Here is a 16,023-nt window from a genome sequence, read left to right on the forward strand (position 1 = left end):
TGACATCCCGTCGGTTGAGGTCGGGGACGGAAGAGTTGGGGTCAGGGACGGAAGAGGGTGCCGGGCCTCTCCGAGCCGAGAATGCCGCCCAGGCAGCGGTAGGTCCGCATGCCTTTGTCGAACTGCTCCTTCGACGGCGGCAGCACCACGGTCCGCCACTTGGCGCGGGAGGTGGAGGCGCGGGCGTCGCCGTACCGGGAGTCGAGCATGACCGCCTGCGCGCACACCTTCTTCACCGTCGGGTGCTTCTCCAGGGCCGTCATGTCGTAGGTGAGGGAGTCCGACGGCAGGGGAGCGATCGCGAAGGTCTCCCAGGAGTGCGACTCCTCGCAGCCGATCCGCTTGGCCGTCGCGTCCCCCGCCATGGAGAGGACGCCGCCCCAGCACTCGGCCTCCTTCACGCAGGCCGCCCGCGCGCCCGGCACCTTCGTGGCGGGGCAGGCGGCCGTGACCGTGTCGACCTCCTCGATGCCGCCGGGAGCGGCCTGTTGAGAACCGGTGGCCGGAGGCCGGTTCTCCAGATACATCACTCCCACCCCGGCCAGCAGCAGGATCACGAAGGCCACGGCCACCGCCGCGAACACCCGGCTGTTCGATGTGCCGGTCGACGCGGCGGCCGTCGCGGGCGCGTGGGTCTCGGCCATGCTCCGCAGCCCCGGCGAGGTCTGGTGCGCGCGCACCGCCTCCCTGCCCGCCGGGGAGTGGGGCGGCACGCCGTGCGGCGAGTACGGCGAGGACGCGCCGGTGAGGGAAGCCACGGCAGGAGCCGCGAAGGGAGGCGCGGTGGCCGGGGCGGGCGGGGCGGCCGGACGCGGGGCGGCCGGCCTGACGCCCCGGTCCAGCCTCAGATCGGTGAGGGCGTCTCGCAGCGCCGCCACCGACGGGGTGCGCTGTCCCGGATCGGTGGCCATGGCCTGCCGCAGGACGGCGGTGAGCTCGACCGGCACATCGGGGATGTCCGGGATGGGCAGACGATGCAGGGCGATGATCACGGCGATGTTGGCCACGCCGCTCTCCGGGAACCTGGGAGGCCGGCCCGACAGCAGGGCGTAGAGCGTCGCGGCGAGGGAATAGACGTCCCCGGCGGCGGCGGGCTCGGTCAGCTCGAACGCCTCGGGCGGAGCATAGGCGGGGGTGAGCGACTCGCGGGTCACCGAGACCTCCCCGCCCAGGGACGGCATGGTCGCCAGGCCGAAGTCGGACAGCACCACGTTGCCGTACCGGTTGATCAGGATGTTGGCGGGCTTGATGTCGCGGTGCAGCACCCCCGCGGCGTGCGCGGCCGCCAGCGCGTCCGCGATGCGGATGCCGATGTCGGCCACCTCGGCGGGCGCCAGCCTGCCCTCGGCCCGCATCCGGTCCAGCAGCGATCCGCCGGGGCACAACTCCAGCACCATGTACGGCCTGCCGTCGGGCAGCACCCCGGCGTCGTAGACATGGGCGACATGCGGGTGCCCGGAGAGCGCTCCCGCCGAGGTGACCTCGCGCATGAAACGGCGTCGGTCCCGCTCCGAGATCAGCACCCGGTTGTCGACCTTGAGAGCGACTTCGCGGTCCACCGCCAGTTGCCTGGCCCGGTAGACGATTCCGAAACCGCCCTGGCCGAGCACGCCGGAAACCTCGTAGCCCGGCACCGCCACGGCACCTGCTTCGGCCACCTGCCACCTCCTGGAGAGATCGGCAGATTACCGGACTTATGCCAGCAAAGTAGGCCGTGTTTCGACGTTTCGAGAGCCGGGCGGAGCTCGGCAGAGCCCGGCGCCGGTGGGCGCGAGCGCGGTGAGGACGGCACGGGACGGCACGGTCACCGGGCGCCTTCCGTGACGCACGGATGAATTCTTCGGCGCGTCCCCGGCGCCGGAGATCGGCCCCGGCCGCCCATCAGGGCACGGGCGTCCCATAGCCCGTGCCTATGGCGGCGATAGGGAGATCGCCCGGCGACGGGGGCCGGATGAGCGCATAGAAAGAGCGCGCCCCCTCCTGTCGAATTGGAGCCTCCCATGGCCCAGATCTCCCGCAGGCACTTCATCGGCACTGCCGCCGCGGCCACCGCCGCGGCCACCCTGCTCCCCGCCTCACTCCGGCACGCGGCCGCCTCCGCCACCGTCGCCGGCGGCTCCCTCGCCGACGTCAGGCACATCGTGATCCTCAGCCAGGAGAACCGGTCGTTCGACCACTACTTCGGACATTCCCGAGGGGTGCGCGGCTTCAACGACCGCAACGCCCTGACCTTCAACGGCCGCACCACACTGCGCCAGGCCAGCACGGCCACGTCGACCGGATATGTGAGCCCGTTCCGGATGGGCTGGGTCAACCAGACCCCGTTCTGCCAGGCCGGGGGATCGATGAACTGGTCGGTCAACCACGAATTCTGGAACAGGGGCCGCGTCGATCAGTGGCACAGGTCCGAGGCCGGCGCCAAGATGGGCTACCTGGCGCGCCACGAGCTGTCCTTCTACTACGAGCTCGCCGACGCTTTCACCATCGCCGACAACTATCACTGCTCCGCGTTCACACAGACCAACCCGAACCGGCTGTTCATGTTCACCGGCACCAACGGCGTGTCCATCCAGGGCGCCTACCCGGGTTACACACCGCCGATCGTGATCGACAACAGTGTGAACGCCGCCAACCGCACGCTGAAGTGGACCACTTTCCCCGAACGTCTGCAGAACGCCGGGATCAGCTGGAAGTTCTACCAGAACGGCCCGCTCGGGGACGGTAACTTCGACGACAACCCGCTGGTCTGGTTCACCCAGTACCAGAACACGGGCAGCCCGCTCCACCAGCGGGGCATGACCACGGTCGCCGACATCCCGGCGGTGGTCCGCGCAGACGTGGTCGCGGGCACGCTGCCGCAGGTCTCCTTCATCGTCACCCGATACGAGGAGTCGGAGCACCCCAACGCCAAGCCCCCGGCGGGCGAGCTGTTCACCTCCAAGATTCTTGACGCGCTGTACGCGCCCTTCGACGGCCACCCGCACGGGGTGTGGGAGGACACGATCTTCATCGTCACCTACGACGAGAACGGCGGCTACTACGACCACGTCCCGCCCCCTGTCCCACCGAGTCCCGCCAGCGGCGGCGGGAGCAAGAGCAACGTGGGCGTGGACGCCGGCGGCACGGTGATCGGGGAGATCCACCAGAACGTGCCCACCGGCCCCGGCTGGCGGGTACCGCTCATCGCGGTCTCGCCGTGGAGCAGGGGCGGGTACGTCAACTCCCAGACCTTCGACCACACCTCGTTGCTGCGCTTGCTGGAGAAATGGTCGGCCGCCGTCGGCAAGCCGGTGACCGAGACCAACATCAGCCCGTGGCGCCGTGCGGTGTGCGGCGACCTGACCTCGGTGTTCGACTTCTCATCCGCGGCGGCGTTCGCCCCGATGCCCGGCGCGGGCCTGCTGCCGGCGGCGATCAGCACCGCGTGCGGCTCCTACGCGATCCCGCCCGACCAGATCGCTCCCGTCCAGGAGTCCGGCACGAAACCCGCCCGGGCGCTGCCCTGGCAGCCCGACGCCGCCGGGCGAATTGCCGGAGCGGAGAAGCGCTTCTACATCGACATGGTCAACACCGGGACGGCGGCCGTCACCTTCACCGTGCTGCCCAACGCCTTCCGCACGGACGGGCCGTGGCACTACACGGTGGGCGCGGGGACGGCGACCACCGCTCCGCTGTCGGACTTCTTCGCCGCCTCCGACCGGTTCGACCTCTCCCTCTACGGTCCCAACGGCTTTCACCGCCGCTTCGCCGGCACCATCTCCAAAGCGGCCGTCTCCGGCTCGGTCGAGGTGCGCTCCACCTACGCCGCGAACGGCACCGCGATCACGCTCACGTTCGCCAACACCACCGGCTCCGCCAGAACGGTGACCGTCACCGACAACGCGTACGGCACCGGTGGCCCGTGGAGCCAGAGCGTCCCGGCCGGCGGTTCGAGCCAGGCCACGTTCACGACCGACCGGGGGTGGTACGACCTGACGGTCACCGCCGACACCTCCGACGGGTTCCTGCGACGGCTGGCGGGACACGTCGAGAACGGTTCGGCGAGCGTCACCGACCCGGCGGCCGCGCTCGGCGTGATCCCGCGGGAGGGCTGGACCGTCGAATACGCCGACAGCCAGGAGACCTCTGGTGAGGATGGCGCGGCGAAGAACGTGCTGGACGGGTCGGGCACGAGCATCTGGCACACCCAGTGGCAGGCCGCCGGCCCGGCCCACCCGCACGAGATCCGGCTCGACATGGCCGCCACCCGCTCCTGCGCGGGATTCAGCTATCTGCCCCGTCAGAGTGGTGTGAACGGGACCATCGCCGCCTACGAGTTCTACGTCAGCGCCGACGGCGTGAACTGGGGCAGCCCGGTCGCGTCCGGCACCTGGGCGGCCGACGCCGCGCTCAAAACGGTGATCTTCCCGGTGTCGGTCAACGGCCGCCGCGTCCGGCTCAGAGCGCTGTCGGAGATCAACGGCGGGCCGTGGACCTCGGCGGCCGAGATCAACGTGCTGAGCCGGGCGTGAGCTGACCGTGTCGCGGCGGTGAAGACGGGGGCGGGCCCGTGTTCTTTCAGCGTGCCGTCTCGCTGAAGTGAGGCACGTCGCTGAAGTGGGGCACGGACCCGCTCGGAAGTGGAGCACGGACCCGCTCGGGGACGGGACCGGGGACTCGGGGTGGGACAGGGGACCGGGGACTCGGGGCGGGAGAGAGGGAGGAGACCCCGGTGTCGCGGTGGCATGGGCGTGGTGAGGCCTATGCTGATCTCCTCTGAGAGGGGAGATCGGTGAGCGGACGGGATCCCGACAGACGCCGGGCGTTGCTGGACGCCGCGGACCGGGTGATCCGGCGTGAGGGGCCGGAGGCGTCGATGGCCTCGATCGCCGCCGAGGCCGGGATCACCAAACCCATCCTGTACCGGCACTTCGGCGACAAGAGCGGGCTCTACCAGGCTCTGGCCAACCGTCACGTCCGCACCGTGGTCAGCCTGTTGCGGCCGGAGTTCGACCGGGACCGGACAGACCTGCGCAGCCGCGCCCGCTCGACGATCACCGCCTATCTCGACATGATCGCCGCCAACCTCAACCTCTACCGCTTCCTGTTCCACCGGGCCGGCGCCGAGGACAGCCGTACCCACTCCCAGATGACCGCCATCGTGCGCAGCCTCGGAGAGGAGCTCGGTGCGGTGATCGTCGCGGAGTCCGCGATTCCCGACCCGGTTCGCGCCCAGGTGCTGGGGCACGCTTTCGTCGGCATGGTCCAGGCCACCGGCGACTGGTGGCTGGAACATCCGGAGGTGGACCGGGCCGAGGTCGTCGAGGGGCTGGTCAGCGTGATCGTGGCGACGATGTCCGCCACTATGTCCCGCTGAGTGATCGACCGCCCGCTTCTCCTCTGTCGGTCGAGCCGGATTGATTTGACGATGTGGGCAGCGGTCCATAAAGTTCACCAGGCCTGAGGGAGTCGGCGGTGCCGAGATCTCAGGAACTCCCTTTGATCAAATCCACTCATTGAGATCATTATGTCGCAATGAGGTTCGATTCGACATGAAGCGAACGACGGAGTAAGTTTGAGGGGTTGCCCCGGAAACGGGGTGGCCGGAATTCCGGTAAGACCAGCTAGATCAAGTCAAGCAGTTCCAAACGGACCGGTTTGACACGAAAAAGCAGGCCTGAAAGAATAAAGGCACAACGGAACGAACGAAACGCCCTGAAGCCGGGACCATGGTCACGGCGACGGAGAACGCGTCCGTTTCTTGAGAACTCAACAGTGTGTTAAAAGCCAGTGCATGAAGCACAACCCCGTCCACCCACCCCCGGTGGGAGACGGATTCCTTTGGTTGATACACCCCCGGCCCGCTCGCGGGCCCGAGGGGGTGCTTTCAGCCGGGAAACGACTGTTCAGACATTGTTTGGAGAGTTTGATCCTGGCTCAGGACGAACGCTGGCGGCGTGCTTAACACATGCAAGTCGAGCGGAAAGGCCCTTCGGGGTACTCGAGCGGCGAACGGGTGAGTAACACGTGAGTAACCTGCCCCCGACTCTGGGATAAGCCCGGGAAACTGGGTCTAATACCGGATATGACCACTTCCCGCATGGGATGGTGGTGGAAAGTTGTTTCGGTTGGGGATGGACTCGCGGCCTATCAGCTTGTTGGTGGGGTAACGGCCTACCAAGGCGACGACGGGTAGCCGGCCTGAGAGGGCGACCGGCCACACTGGGACTGAGACACGGCCCAGACTCCTACGGGAGGCAGCAGTGGGGAATATTGCGCAATGGGCGAAAGCCTGACGCAGCGACGCCGCGTGGGGGATGACGGCCTTCGGGTTGTAAACCTCTTTCAGCAGGGACGAAGTTGACGTGTACCTGCAGAAGAAGCGCCGGCTAACTACGTGCCAGCAGCCGCGGTAATACGTAGGGCGCAAGCGTTGTCCGGAATTATTGGGCGTAAAGAGCTCGTAGGTGGCTTGTCACGTCGGGTGTGAAAGCTTGGGGCTTAACTCCAGGTCTGCATTCGATACGGGCTGGCTAGAGGTAGGTAGGGGAGAACGGAATTCCTGGTGTAGCGGTGAAATGCGCAGATATCAGGAGGAACACCGGTGGCGAAGGCGGTTCTCTGGGCCTTACCTGACGCTGAGGAGCGAAAGCGTGGGGAGCGAACAGGATTAGATACCCTGGTAGTCCACGCTGTAAACGTTGGGCGCTAGGTGTGGGGGCCTTCCACGGTTTCCGCGCCGTAGCTAACGCATTAAGCGCCCCGCCTGGGGAGTACGGCCGCAAGGCTAAAACTCAAAGGAATTGACGGGGGCCCGCACAAGCGGCGGAGCATGTTGCTTAATTCGACGCAACGCGAAGAACCTTACCAAGGCTTGACATCGCCCGGAAACACTCAGAGATGGGTGCCTCTTCGGATCGGGTGACAGGTGGTGCATGGCTGTCGTCAGCTCGTGTCGTGAGATGTTGGGTTAAGTCCCGCAACGAGCGCAACCCTTGTTCAATGTTGCCAGCACGCTCCTTCGGGGGTGGTGGGGACTCATTGGAGACTGCCGGGGTCAACTCGGAGGAAGGTGGGGATGACGTCAAGTCATCATGCCCCTTATGTCTTGGGCTGCAAACATGCTACAATGGCCGGTACAGAGGGTTGCGATACCGTGAGGTGGAGCGAATCCCAAAAAGCCGGTCTCAGTTCGGATTGGGGTCTGCAACTCGACCCCATGAAGTCGGAGTCGCTAGTAATCGCAGATCAGCAACGCTGCGGTGAATACGTTCCCGGGCCTTGTACACACCGCCCGTCACGTCACGAAAGTCGGCAACACCCGAAGCCCGTGGCCCAACCACTTGTGGGGGGAGCGGTCGAAGGTGGGGCTGGCGATTGGGACGAAGTCGTAACAAGGTAGCCGTACCGGAAGGTGCGGCTGGATCACCTCCTTTCTAAGGAGCATCGGCTGCGGTCACTTAGGTGATCGTGGTCCAGGTCATGATGGTAGGCGCCTGTTCTGCCCATGACGCGCTCATTAGTGGAGCACTGGCTAATCAATCGGATCGGGTCGCCGACCGGCTAGTACCGCCTGACTTTTCGGAGTCGGGAGTGGGAACGCGGGTGCGGGGGGCCGGGTCGGGGTTGGACACACTGTTGGGTCCTGAGGAAACGGGCCGGATACGGAGCCTGCCTGCGGGTGGGCTTCGTGGTCTGTGTGACCTCGTGCGGGATCGGTCTTCCGTCAGATCAGCTCACCGGTGGGTGGGTGTTGGTGGCGGGGTGGATCTGGTCGCTGTTTGTTGTTTGAGATTTGCATAGTGGACGCGAGCATCTTTGTGGCCAAGTTTTTTAGGGCACACGGTGGATGCCTTGGCATCAGGAGCCGATGAAGGACGTGGGAGGCTGCGTTAAGCCCCGGGGAGTCGCCAACCAGACTTTGATCCGGGGATGTCCGAATGGGGAAACCTAGCACCAGTCATGTGGTGTTGCCTCCGCCTGAATGTATAGGGCGGTTGGTGGTAACGCGGGGAAGTGAAACATCTCAGTACCCGTAGGAAGAGAAAACAAATTAGTGATTCCGTGAGTAGTGGTGAGCGAAAGCGGAAGAGGCTAAACCGTATGCGTGTGATAGCCGGCAGGCGTTGCGTGTGCGGGGTTGTGGGACCCTCTGGGAGGAGCTGCCGCTCTTCCAAGCAGTGAGAAATCGATGGGATAGTCGAAGCTTCTGGGAAGAAGCGCCGGAGACCGTGAGAGCCGGGTAGGCGAAATCTTGTCGACTGTTTGAGGGGATCCCAAGTAGCACGGGGCCCGAGAAATCCTGTGTGAATCTGCCAGGACCACCTGGTAAGCCTAAATACTCCCTGATGACCGATAGTGAACAAGTACCGTGAGGGAAAGGTGAAAAGCGCCCCGGTGAGGGGTCGTGAAATAGTACCTGAAACCGTGTGCCTACAAGCCGTAGGAGCGTAGGCGTCTTCGGACGTCTGTGATGTGACTGCGTGCCTTTTGAAGAATGAGCCTGCGAGTTATGGTGTGTGGCGAGGTTAACCCGTGTGGGGGAGCCGTAGCGAAAGCGAGTCTGAATAGGGCGTTGTCAGTCGCATGCTGTAGACCCGAAGCGGAGTGATCTAGGCATGGGCAGGTTGAAGCGCGGGTAAGACCGCGTGGAGGACCGAACCCACCAGGGTTGAAAACCTGGGGGATGACCTGTGTTTAGGGGTGAAAGGCCAATCAAACTCCGTGATAGCTGGTTCTCCCCGAAATGCATTTAGGTGCAGCGTTACGTGTTTCTTGCCGGAGGTAGAGCACTGGATGGCTAATGGGCCCTACCAGGTTACTGACGTCAGCCAAACTCCGAATGCCGGTAAGTGAGAGCGTAGCAGTGAGACTGCGGGGGATAAGCTCCGTAGTCGAGAGGGAAACAGCCCAGACCACCGACTAAGGCCCCTAAGCGTGTGCTAAGTGGGAAAGGATGTGGAGTCGCAGTGACAACCAGGAGGTTGGCTTAGAAGCAGCCACCCTTGAAAGAGTGCGTAATAGCTCACTGGTCAAGTGATTCCGCGCCGACAATGTAGCGGGGCTCAAGTACACCGCCGAAGTCGTGGCATTCACACGTTTGCTGAGCCTTTGTGGTTTAGGTGTGTGGATGGGTAGGGGAGCGTCGTGCGGCCGGCGAAGCAGCAGAGTGATCTAGTTGTGGAGGCCGTGCGAGTGAGAATGCAGGCATGAGTAGCGAATCAGAAGTGAGAAACTTCTGCGCCGGATGACCAAGGGTTCCTGGGCCAGGCTAATCCGCCCAGGGTAAGTCGGGACCTAAGGCGAGGCCGACAGGCGTAGTCGATGGACAACGGGTTGATATTCCCGTACCCGCTACGATGCGCCAATACTGAATCCAGTGATACTAAGGGTCCTTAACTCGGTTGTCCCTTCGGGGACGGCGTCAGAGTGAACGCCTGGCCTGATCTGGTAGTAGGTAAGCGATGGGGTGACGCAGGAAGGTAGCCCAGCCCAGGCGATGGTAGTCCTGGGGTAAGCAGGTAGGGAGGACCGTAGGCAAATCCGCGGTCCGTTAATCCTGAGATGTGATGCCGAGCCGATTGTGGCGAAGTGGGTGATCCTATGCTGCCGAGAAAAGCCTCTAGTGAGTGTCGTGGCGGCCCGTACCCGAAACCGACTCAGGTGGTCAGGTAGAGAATACCAAGGCGATCGGGTGAACTGTGGTTAAGGAACTCGGCAAATTGCCCCCGTAACTTCGGGAGAAGGGGGGCCTTCGCTGGTGACGAGTCTTGCACTCCGAGCTGGTGGGGGTCGCAGAGGCCAGGGGGAAGCGACTGTTTACTAAAAACACAGGTCCGTGCGAAGTCGTAAGACGATGTATACGGACTGACGCCTGCCCGGTGCTGGAACGTTAAGGGGACCGGTTAGTGCGCCTTTGGGTGTGCGAAGCTGAGAACTTAAGCGCCAGTAAACGGCGGTGGTAACTATAACCATCCTAAGGTAGCGAAATTCCTTGTCGGGTAAGTTCCGACCTGCACGAATGGCGTAACGACTTCCCCGCTGTCTCAACCGCAGACCCGGCGAAATTGCACTACGAGTAAAGATGCTCGTTACGCGCAGCAGGACGGAAAGACCCCGGGACCTTCACTACAGCTTGACATTGGCGTTTGGAACGTCTTGTGTAGGATAGGTGGGAGACGGTGAAGCGGTGACGCTAGTTACCGTGGAGTCATTGGTGAAATACCACTCTGGTCGTTTTGAACGTCTAACTTCGGTCCGTGATCCGGATCAGGGACAGTGTCTGGTGGGTAGTTTAACTGGGGCGGTTGCCTCCTAAAGAGTAACGGAGGCGCCCAAAGGTTCCCTCAGCCTGGTTGGCAATCAGGTGTCGAGTGTAAGTGCACAAGGGAGCTTGACTGTGAGACCGACGGGTCGAGCAGGAGCGAAAGCTGGGACTAGTGATCCGGCGGTGGCTTGTGGAAGCGCCGTCGCTCAACGGCTAAAAGGTACCCCGGGGATAACAGGCTGATCTTCCCCAAGAGTCCATATCGACGGGATGGTTTGGCACCTCGATGTCGGCTCGTCGCATCCTGGGGCTGGAGTAGGTCCCAAGGGTTGGGCTGTTCGCCCATTAAAGCGGTACGCGAGCTGGGTTTAGAACGTCGCGAGACAGTTCGGTCCCTATCCGCTGCGCGCGCAGGAGACTTGAAAGGAGCTGTCCCTAGTACGAGAGGACCGGGACGGACGAACCTCTGGTGTGCCAGTTGTTCCGCCAGGAGCACGGCTGGTTGGCTACGTTCGGAAGGGATAACCGCTGAAAGCATCTAAGCGGGAAGCTCGCCTTGAGATGAGGTCTCCCACCCTGTGAGGGGGTAAGGCTCCCGGTAGACGACCGGGTTGATAGGCCGGAGGTGGAAGCACAGTAATGTGTGGAGCTGACCGGTACTAATAGGCCGAGGACTTGACCACAAAGCATTTTGCTCGCGTCCACTAGGCAATTCTGAAACAACAAGCACCCGTTGTGTGTGTTTGATAGTTTCATAGTGTTACGGCGGTTATGGCGAAGGGGAAACACCCGGTTACATTCCGAACCCGGAAGTTAAGCTCTTCAGCGCCGATGGTACTGCACCGGGGACGGTGTGGGAGAGTAGGTCGCCGCCGGACAATCGTTTGGGAAGAGGCCACCCCTTTTTTGGGGTGGCCTTTTCTGTTTTCCCGGCCCTTTGGGGTTCTTTGTTCGTGCTTTCTCGGGCTCTTTGTCCGCGCCTTTTTCTGGGTTCTTTTCCCGCTCCTGCGGTTCTTTTCCTTGCTTCCGGTCTCTTCCCTGGCCGAGCGGACAGCGTCCTGGGCTTTTCCGGTTCCAGAGAACAAGCCCGCCCGGGGGAGGAAACCGGGCGGGCTCGATCGGGGGCAGTGGGAAAGGTCGTAAAGGTCGTAGCGGAAAAGGTCGTAAAGGACGTAGCGGCCGGGGCGGAGACGAGCGCCGTCAGGCGGCGATGGGTGAGGAGTACGCCGAGGAGTCGCCGGACAGGACCGCGCTCGGCCGCCCATCCACACCGACCGGGATATCACCGGCGACGGTGACCCGGTGGAGCCGGCGAGGCCGGTTGTCGAAGTCGTGCACGACTCGATGTTGTGTGGCCCGGTTGTCCCAGATCGCGACGTCACCCGGGGCCCAACGCCAGCGAACGGTGTTCTCGACCTGGGTCACCTGCTCCTGGATCAGGCGGATCAGGCTGGCCGAGATGTCGGCGGGCAGGCCGACGATGCGTTTGGCGAAGTCGCCCAGCAGAATCGATCGCTCGCCGGTCTCGGGGTGGACGCGGACGACGGGGTGTTCGGTCTCGAAGACGGTGGAGGTGAAGATCTCGGCGTATTCGCGGGTTCGGTCGGGATCGGCGGAGGTGGCGATCCTGGCGTAGTCGAACTGGTTGGTGTGGACGGCGCGCAGGCCTTTGATCAGGTCGGCCAGTTCTGGCGGCAGATTGTCATAGGCGCTCACAGTGTTGGCCCACAGGGTGTCGCCGCCCGCAGGGGGAACGGTCACGGCGCGCAACACCGAGGCCAGCGGAGGGCGGTCGACGAAGGTCACGTCGGTGTGCCAGCGGTCGACCTTCTGGCCATGGCTGTAGTCCAGGTCGAGGATGTGGGAGTTGTCGTTCAGCGCCGGCACGGTCGGGTGGGCGGTGGTCAGGTCGCCGAGCAGACCGGCGAAGGCCACCTGACTCTGTTCGTCGAGGTGCTCCTGGCCACGGAAGAAGATCACTTTGTGGCGGAGCAGCGCGGCGCGGATCTCCGCGACGGTCTCGGCGGGCAGGCCGCCACCGAGCCGGACGCCGCTTACCTCGGCGCCGATGCGTCCGGCTACCGGGCTGATGAAGGGGGAGGGCATTACGGTCTTCCTTCCGGTTGGGGATCTTCAGAGGGATCGGGGCCGGACGGAAGGACACAGTGCGCTGGCCACGCGGCAGAAGTCCACGTGGTGGCGCGTGGTGAGATACAGCCGGTGGGTCACGTCTTCAACGTAAGTCTCCTTGGCGATAATTGTCAACTAACACGGTAGGAAATACATGATTTAGATCGGGGCTCCGGAAAGGCCATCCGGATTCACGGACCGGCGGCGGGACGTCCGGACCGTGCGCCTGCCGTCTTCGGGGGAAGCCCGCTCGGTACGGCTCGCACCCGCCCACGCTGGGTGCGAGCCGTACCGAACGTCAGTGGGCGGTGAGACCGAGGTCCTTGATCCGGGGGTCACCCTCGTCGGCGAGGTAGTGGTCCGGCCGGGTGGCGTCGTCGCCCTCGGAAGCGTTGACGGCGCGGGCGATGACCGTGCCGATCGCGGCGACGGTCAGATTGACGGCCAGGGCGAGGATGCCGGCGTAGATGGTCATCTTGGTGTCCAGGCCAAGCTTCTCCAGCGGGAACGCCGATCCGGCGAAGTGCAGCTTGCCGGTGGTCGGGTTGCCGATGTTGTAGAGCAGGACCATTCCGGTCGCCATGCCCGCAGCCCATCCGGCGATGAGGCCGCCGTGGTGGAACCACCGGGTGTAGAGACCGAGCGCGACCGCCGGGAGCGTCTGCAGGATGATGACGCCGCCGATGAGTTGGAGGTCGATGGAGAATCCGGTGTCCAGGAACAGGATGCACAGCACCGCGCCGACCTTGACGAGCAGCGAGGTGATCTTCGAGACGCGGGCTTCGTCGGCCTCGCTGGCGTTCGGCTTCAGGTACTCCTTGTAGACGTTGCGGGTGAACAGGTTCGCCGCGGCGATGGACATGATCGCGGCGGGGACCAGCGCGCCGATGCCGACCGCGGCGTAGGCGACGCCGGTGAACCAGTCGGGGAACATCCGGTCGAACAGCTGCGGCACGATCGTGTTGTTGTCCTTGCCGATGGGCTTGACCCCGGCCGCGATGGCCATGTAGCCGAGCAGCGCGATCAGACCCAGCAGCAGGCTGTAGGCGGGGAGCGCGGACATGTTCCGCTTGATCACGTCACGGTTCCTCGACGCCAGCACACCGGTGATGCTGTGCGGGTAGAGGAAGAGCGCGAGCGCCGAGCCCAGGGCCAGCGTGATGTACTGCAGCTGGTTGTTGGCGTTGAGCAGGATGCCGTCCCCCGGCGCGGGCGAGGCGGCGAACTTGGCCTGGGCCGCGTCGAAGATCCCTGACCAGCCGCCTTCGATCTGGGCGGGTATCGCGAAGATCGCGACCAGGATCACGATGTAGATCAGGGTGTCCTTGACGAAGGCGATCAGTGCCGGAGCGCGCAGGCCCGACTGGTAGGTGTAGGCGGCCAGGATGGCGAAGGCGATGATGATCGGCAGATGGCCGGTCACCCCCATCGACTTCAGCACGGCCTCGATGCCGACGAGCTGCAACGCGATGTAGGGCATCGTCGCGACGATGCCGGTGATCGCGATCAGCAGCGCCAGCGTGGGAGAGCCGAAGCGGGCACGGACGAAGTCGGCCGGGGTCACGAAGCCGTGCACGTGCGAGACCGACCAGAGCCGCAACAGCACCAGGAACACGATCGGGTAGACCACGATCGTGTACGGCACGGCGAAGAAGCCCATCGCTCCCGCGCTCCAGAGCAGGGCGGGCACGGCCACGAAGGTGTAAGCGGTGTAGAGGTCGCCGCCGACGAGGAACCAGGTGACCCAGGGGCCGAAACTCCGGCCGCCCAATCCCCATTCGTCGAGGGTGGCCAGGTTGTCCGGGCGGCGCCAGCGCGCGGCCACGAAACCCATGCCGCTGACCAGCAGGAACAATATGGAGAAGACGATGATCTCGGTCAAGTGCTCGCTCACGGGGTCACCGCTTCCGCTTGGTCATCTGGTAGACGATCGTGGTGCATATGACGCCGACCGCGATGAAAGCGAACTGGAGCCAGTAGAACCGCGGGAAACCGAAGAGTCGAGGCTCGTCGAAATTGAAGAGGAAGGGCAGTAAAGGTAGGATGATCGGCAGAATCAACAGCCAGTTCCACGGGCTGCGATCGCTGCGATCGCTGTGATCCTTGTCGGAAGTGGTCAACTCGGTCTCCTGAAGGTGGAGAGGAGGCAGTCGGCTACGGCTGTCCTGTTCGGCTGACCGGCAGCGTAATTAGGTGAATGTTTCATTGCGATCGCCAAGCGCCCAGCGGAGTGGTTGGCGCGGCGAACGGTAGATCAACCTCCGGTGCGGAGCTCGTCTGCGATGTCGCGGTTGCCGTATCCCTCGGGCGCGTCCACTTCGACGACGGGTTCCGGCCGGTCGTCGAATTCCAGTCGTAGGGCTCTTGACATCGTGGCATGCATTTCATAAAGGCATGTGACGTAGGTCAGCTCCAGGATCTGCTGGTCCGACAGGCGTGCCTTCAGGGCCGCGAAGATCTCGTCGTGCACCCGCCCGCCGTCGAGCACCAGGCCGTCGGTGTAGGCCAGGACGGCACGCTCCAGCTCGTCGAAGTGCAGGCTGACCTGCCAATACGCGACCGCCTGGACCTTCTCGTCAGGCACGCCCAGCGCCCGCATCTGCTTGCAGTGCTGGGAGAAGACGAACTTGCTGCCCCGCGCCCACCCTGCCCTGCACTGTCCCAGCTCGCGCAGCACGGGATCGAGCTTGGCCTCCCGGTAGAGCTGAAAGCCTTTCACGCAGTGCCTGAGGATGGCCGGGTCCAGCGCGAAGACCGTCCACCAGTCACCCGGGGAGCCGGTCGCGGTGCCGGGGTCGGCCGCCGGATCCCGGTCGGGGCCGAACAGTCGGTCGTAGAAGAACAGGGTGAGCGGGTCGGTGACCTCCGCGCGGGGCACCTGGCGCAGCCGCGGCATCACACGGTCCTGTCGGCGGCGGTCTTCGGCTCGTGGTGGACGTCCTCGGGCAGTCCGAGCTCGCGGGTCCAGGCGGCGAACTCCAGCAGGATCCCGTCGGGGTCCTTGAAGTAGATCGAGCGGACGAACACACCCTCCTGCATCTCGGGCGCGATGCCGAACTCGCTGTCGTCGTGGTTGAGGAGCACCCCCACATCCACGCCCTTGGCGATGAGCTTGTCGCGATATTCCTCGATCTTGTCCGGTGCCACGTCGAGCGCGATGTGGTTCATCGAGCCGACCGCCGACAGCAGCTCGCCCCGATCGGGCAGGTTCTTCGGCGCGGAGACGCCGGGCACCGCTTCGGGGGCGTCGGGGAACCAGAAGAACGCCAGGGCGTTGCCGCCGCCGCAGTCGAAGAAGAAATGCTGGCCCCAGCCCATCGGCAGCTCGATCGTCTTGATCAGGGGCATGCCCAGGACGCCGGAGTAGAAGTCGACCGTCTGTTTCATGTCCGAGCACACCAGCGCGAGATGGTTGACCCCGCGTAGCTCGAACTCGGTGTTGTCGCCCATGGTCTCCTCGCTCGTCGAAGTAATGAGTTACTTATCACACCTGGGTCACCCGAAACATGGCCGGGACGACAGGGACGTGATGGGCGCCACCGGCCGCCTGGCCCACTCGCGTGGTCTTACGGCCTTGCGGCTCGCGGTCTGGCGCTCTCAAGGCTTGCCGGTCTCGGGGTCTGGCAGCTCGAGATCTCGGCCGTACG

General features: G+C 64.3%; 9 protein-coding genes and 3 rRNA genes. 5 read left to right on the forward strand and 7 right to left on the reverse strand.

The features are described 5' to 3' along the window. Positions 1–41: 41 nt before the first annotated feature. Positions 42–1,658, reverse strand: a complete 1,617-nt coding sequence (locus ACQPYK_RS19700; protein ID WP_433257190.1) for a serine/threonine-protein kinase — start codon at positions 1,656–1,658, stop codon at positions 42–44. Between the two features lie 342 nt (positions 1,659–2,000). Between ACQPYK_RS19700 and ACQPYK_RS19705 the strand changes: the two genes are divergently transcribed. From ACQPYK_RS19705 to rrf, 5 genes are all read left to right on the forward strand, one after another. Then, positions 2,001–4,511 (forward strand): phosphocholine-specific phospholipase C, encoded by a 2,511-nt coding sequence (locus ACQPYK_RS19705; RefSeq protein ID WP_433257192.1) that lies wholly within the window; start codon positions 2,001–2,003, stop codon positions 4,509–4,511. A gap of 260 nt (positions 4,512–4,771) precedes the next feature. Next, positions 4,772–5,356 (forward strand): TetR/AcrR family transcriptional regulator, encoded by a 585-nt coding sequence (locus ACQPYK_RS19710; RefSeq protein ID WP_433257194.1) that lies wholly within the window; start codon positions 4,772–4,774, stop codon positions 5,354–5,356. Between the two features lie 537 nt (positions 5,357–5,893). Continuing rightward, a 16S ribosomal RNA gene (locus tag ACQPYK_RS19715) occupies positions 5,894–7,415 on the forward strand. 386 nt (positions 7,416–7,801) lie between these two features. After that, positions 7,802–10,929 (forward strand): 23S ribosomal RNA (locus ACQPYK_RS19720). A gap of 78 nt (positions 10,930–11,007) precedes the next feature. Beyond that, a 5S ribosomal RNA gene (rrf, locus tag ACQPYK_RS19725) occupies positions 11,008–11,124 on the forward strand. Together the 16S, 23S and 5S rRNA genes form the textbook arrangement of a ribosomal RNA operon. A 322-nt stretch (positions 11,125–11,446) precedes the next feature. On the opposite strand, the gene ACQPYK_RS19730 is transcribed toward rrf, so the two are convergent. From ACQPYK_RS19730 to ACQPYK_RS19755, 6 genes are all read right to left on the reverse strand, one after another. Next, the gene (locus ACQPYK_RS19730) at positions 11,447–12,352 is read right to left on the reverse strand and encodes a TauD/TfdA dioxygenase family protein (protein ID WP_433257196.1); all 906 of its coding nucleotides are present in this window, start codon (positions 12,350–12,352) and stop codon (positions 11,447–11,449) included. A gap of 27 nt (positions 12,353–12,379) precedes the next feature. Beyond that, the gene (locus ACQPYK_RS19735; protein WP_433257198.1) at positions 12,380–12,475 is read right to left on the reverse strand and encodes a putative leader peptide; all 96 of its coding nucleotides are present in this window, start codon (positions 12,473–12,475) and stop codon (positions 12,380–12,382) included. Between the two features lie 199 nt (positions 12,476–12,674). After that, positions 12,675–14,270 carry a monocarboxylate uptake permease MctP gene (mctP, locus tag ACQPYK_RS19740; protein ID WP_433257200.1) on the reverse strand — a complete coding sequence of 532 codons (1,596 nt, stop codon included), beginning with the start codon at positions 14,268–14,270 and terminating at the stop codon, positions 12,675–12,677. A gap of 4 nt (positions 14,271–14,274) precedes the next feature. Beyond that, complete coding sequence (locus ACQPYK_RS19745) at positions 14,275–14,496, reverse strand: DUF3311 domain-containing protein (RefSeq protein ID WP_433257202.1); 222 nt, start codon at positions 14,494–14,496, stop codon at positions 14,275–14,277. A gap of 134 nt (positions 14,497–14,630) precedes the next feature. Then, on the reverse strand, positions 14,631–15,272 hold the full coding sequence (locus ACQPYK_RS19750) for a carboxymuconolactone decarboxylase family protein (RefSeq protein WP_433257204.1): 642 nt from the start codon (positions 15,270–15,272) through the stop codon (positions 14,631–14,633). Then, positions 15,272–15,826 (reverse strand): VOC family protein, encoded by a 555-nt coding sequence (locus ACQPYK_RS19755; protein WP_433257206.1) that lies wholly within the window; start codon positions 15,824–15,826, stop codon positions 15,272–15,274. The genes ACQPYK_RS19750 and ACQPYK_RS19755 overlap by 1 nt, the downstream gene beginning before the upstream one ends. Between the last annotated feature and the right edge of the window lie 197 nt (positions 15,827–16,023).

Origin of the sequence: Streptosporangium sp. CA-135522 (assembly GCF_050949235.1) — a bacterium.
Classification (GTDB): Bacteria; Actinomycetota; Actinomycetes; order Streptosporangiales; family Streptosporangiaceae; genus Streptosporangium.

What these genes read in the sequence shown, in the direction of transcription:
- ACQPYK_RS19705 (WP_433257192.1), top strand. Translation starts at nt 2,001, where the DNA reads ATGGCCCAGATCTCCCGCAGGCACTTCATCGGCACTGCCGCCGCGGCC.
- ACQPYK_RS19755 (WP_433257206.1), bottom strand. Translation starts at nt 15,826, where the DNA reads ATGGGCGACAACACCGAGTTCGAGCTACGCGGGGTCAACCATCTCGCG.
- ACQPYK_RS19730 (WP_433257196.1), bottom strand. Translation starts at nt 12,352, where the DNA reads ATGCCCTCCCCCTTCATCAGCCCGGTAGCCGGACGCATCGGCGCCGAG.
- ACQPYK_RS19750 (WP_433257204.1), bottom strand. Translation starts at nt 15,272, where the DNA reads ATGCCGCGGCTGCGCCAGGTGCCCCGCGCGGAGGTCACCGACCCGCTC.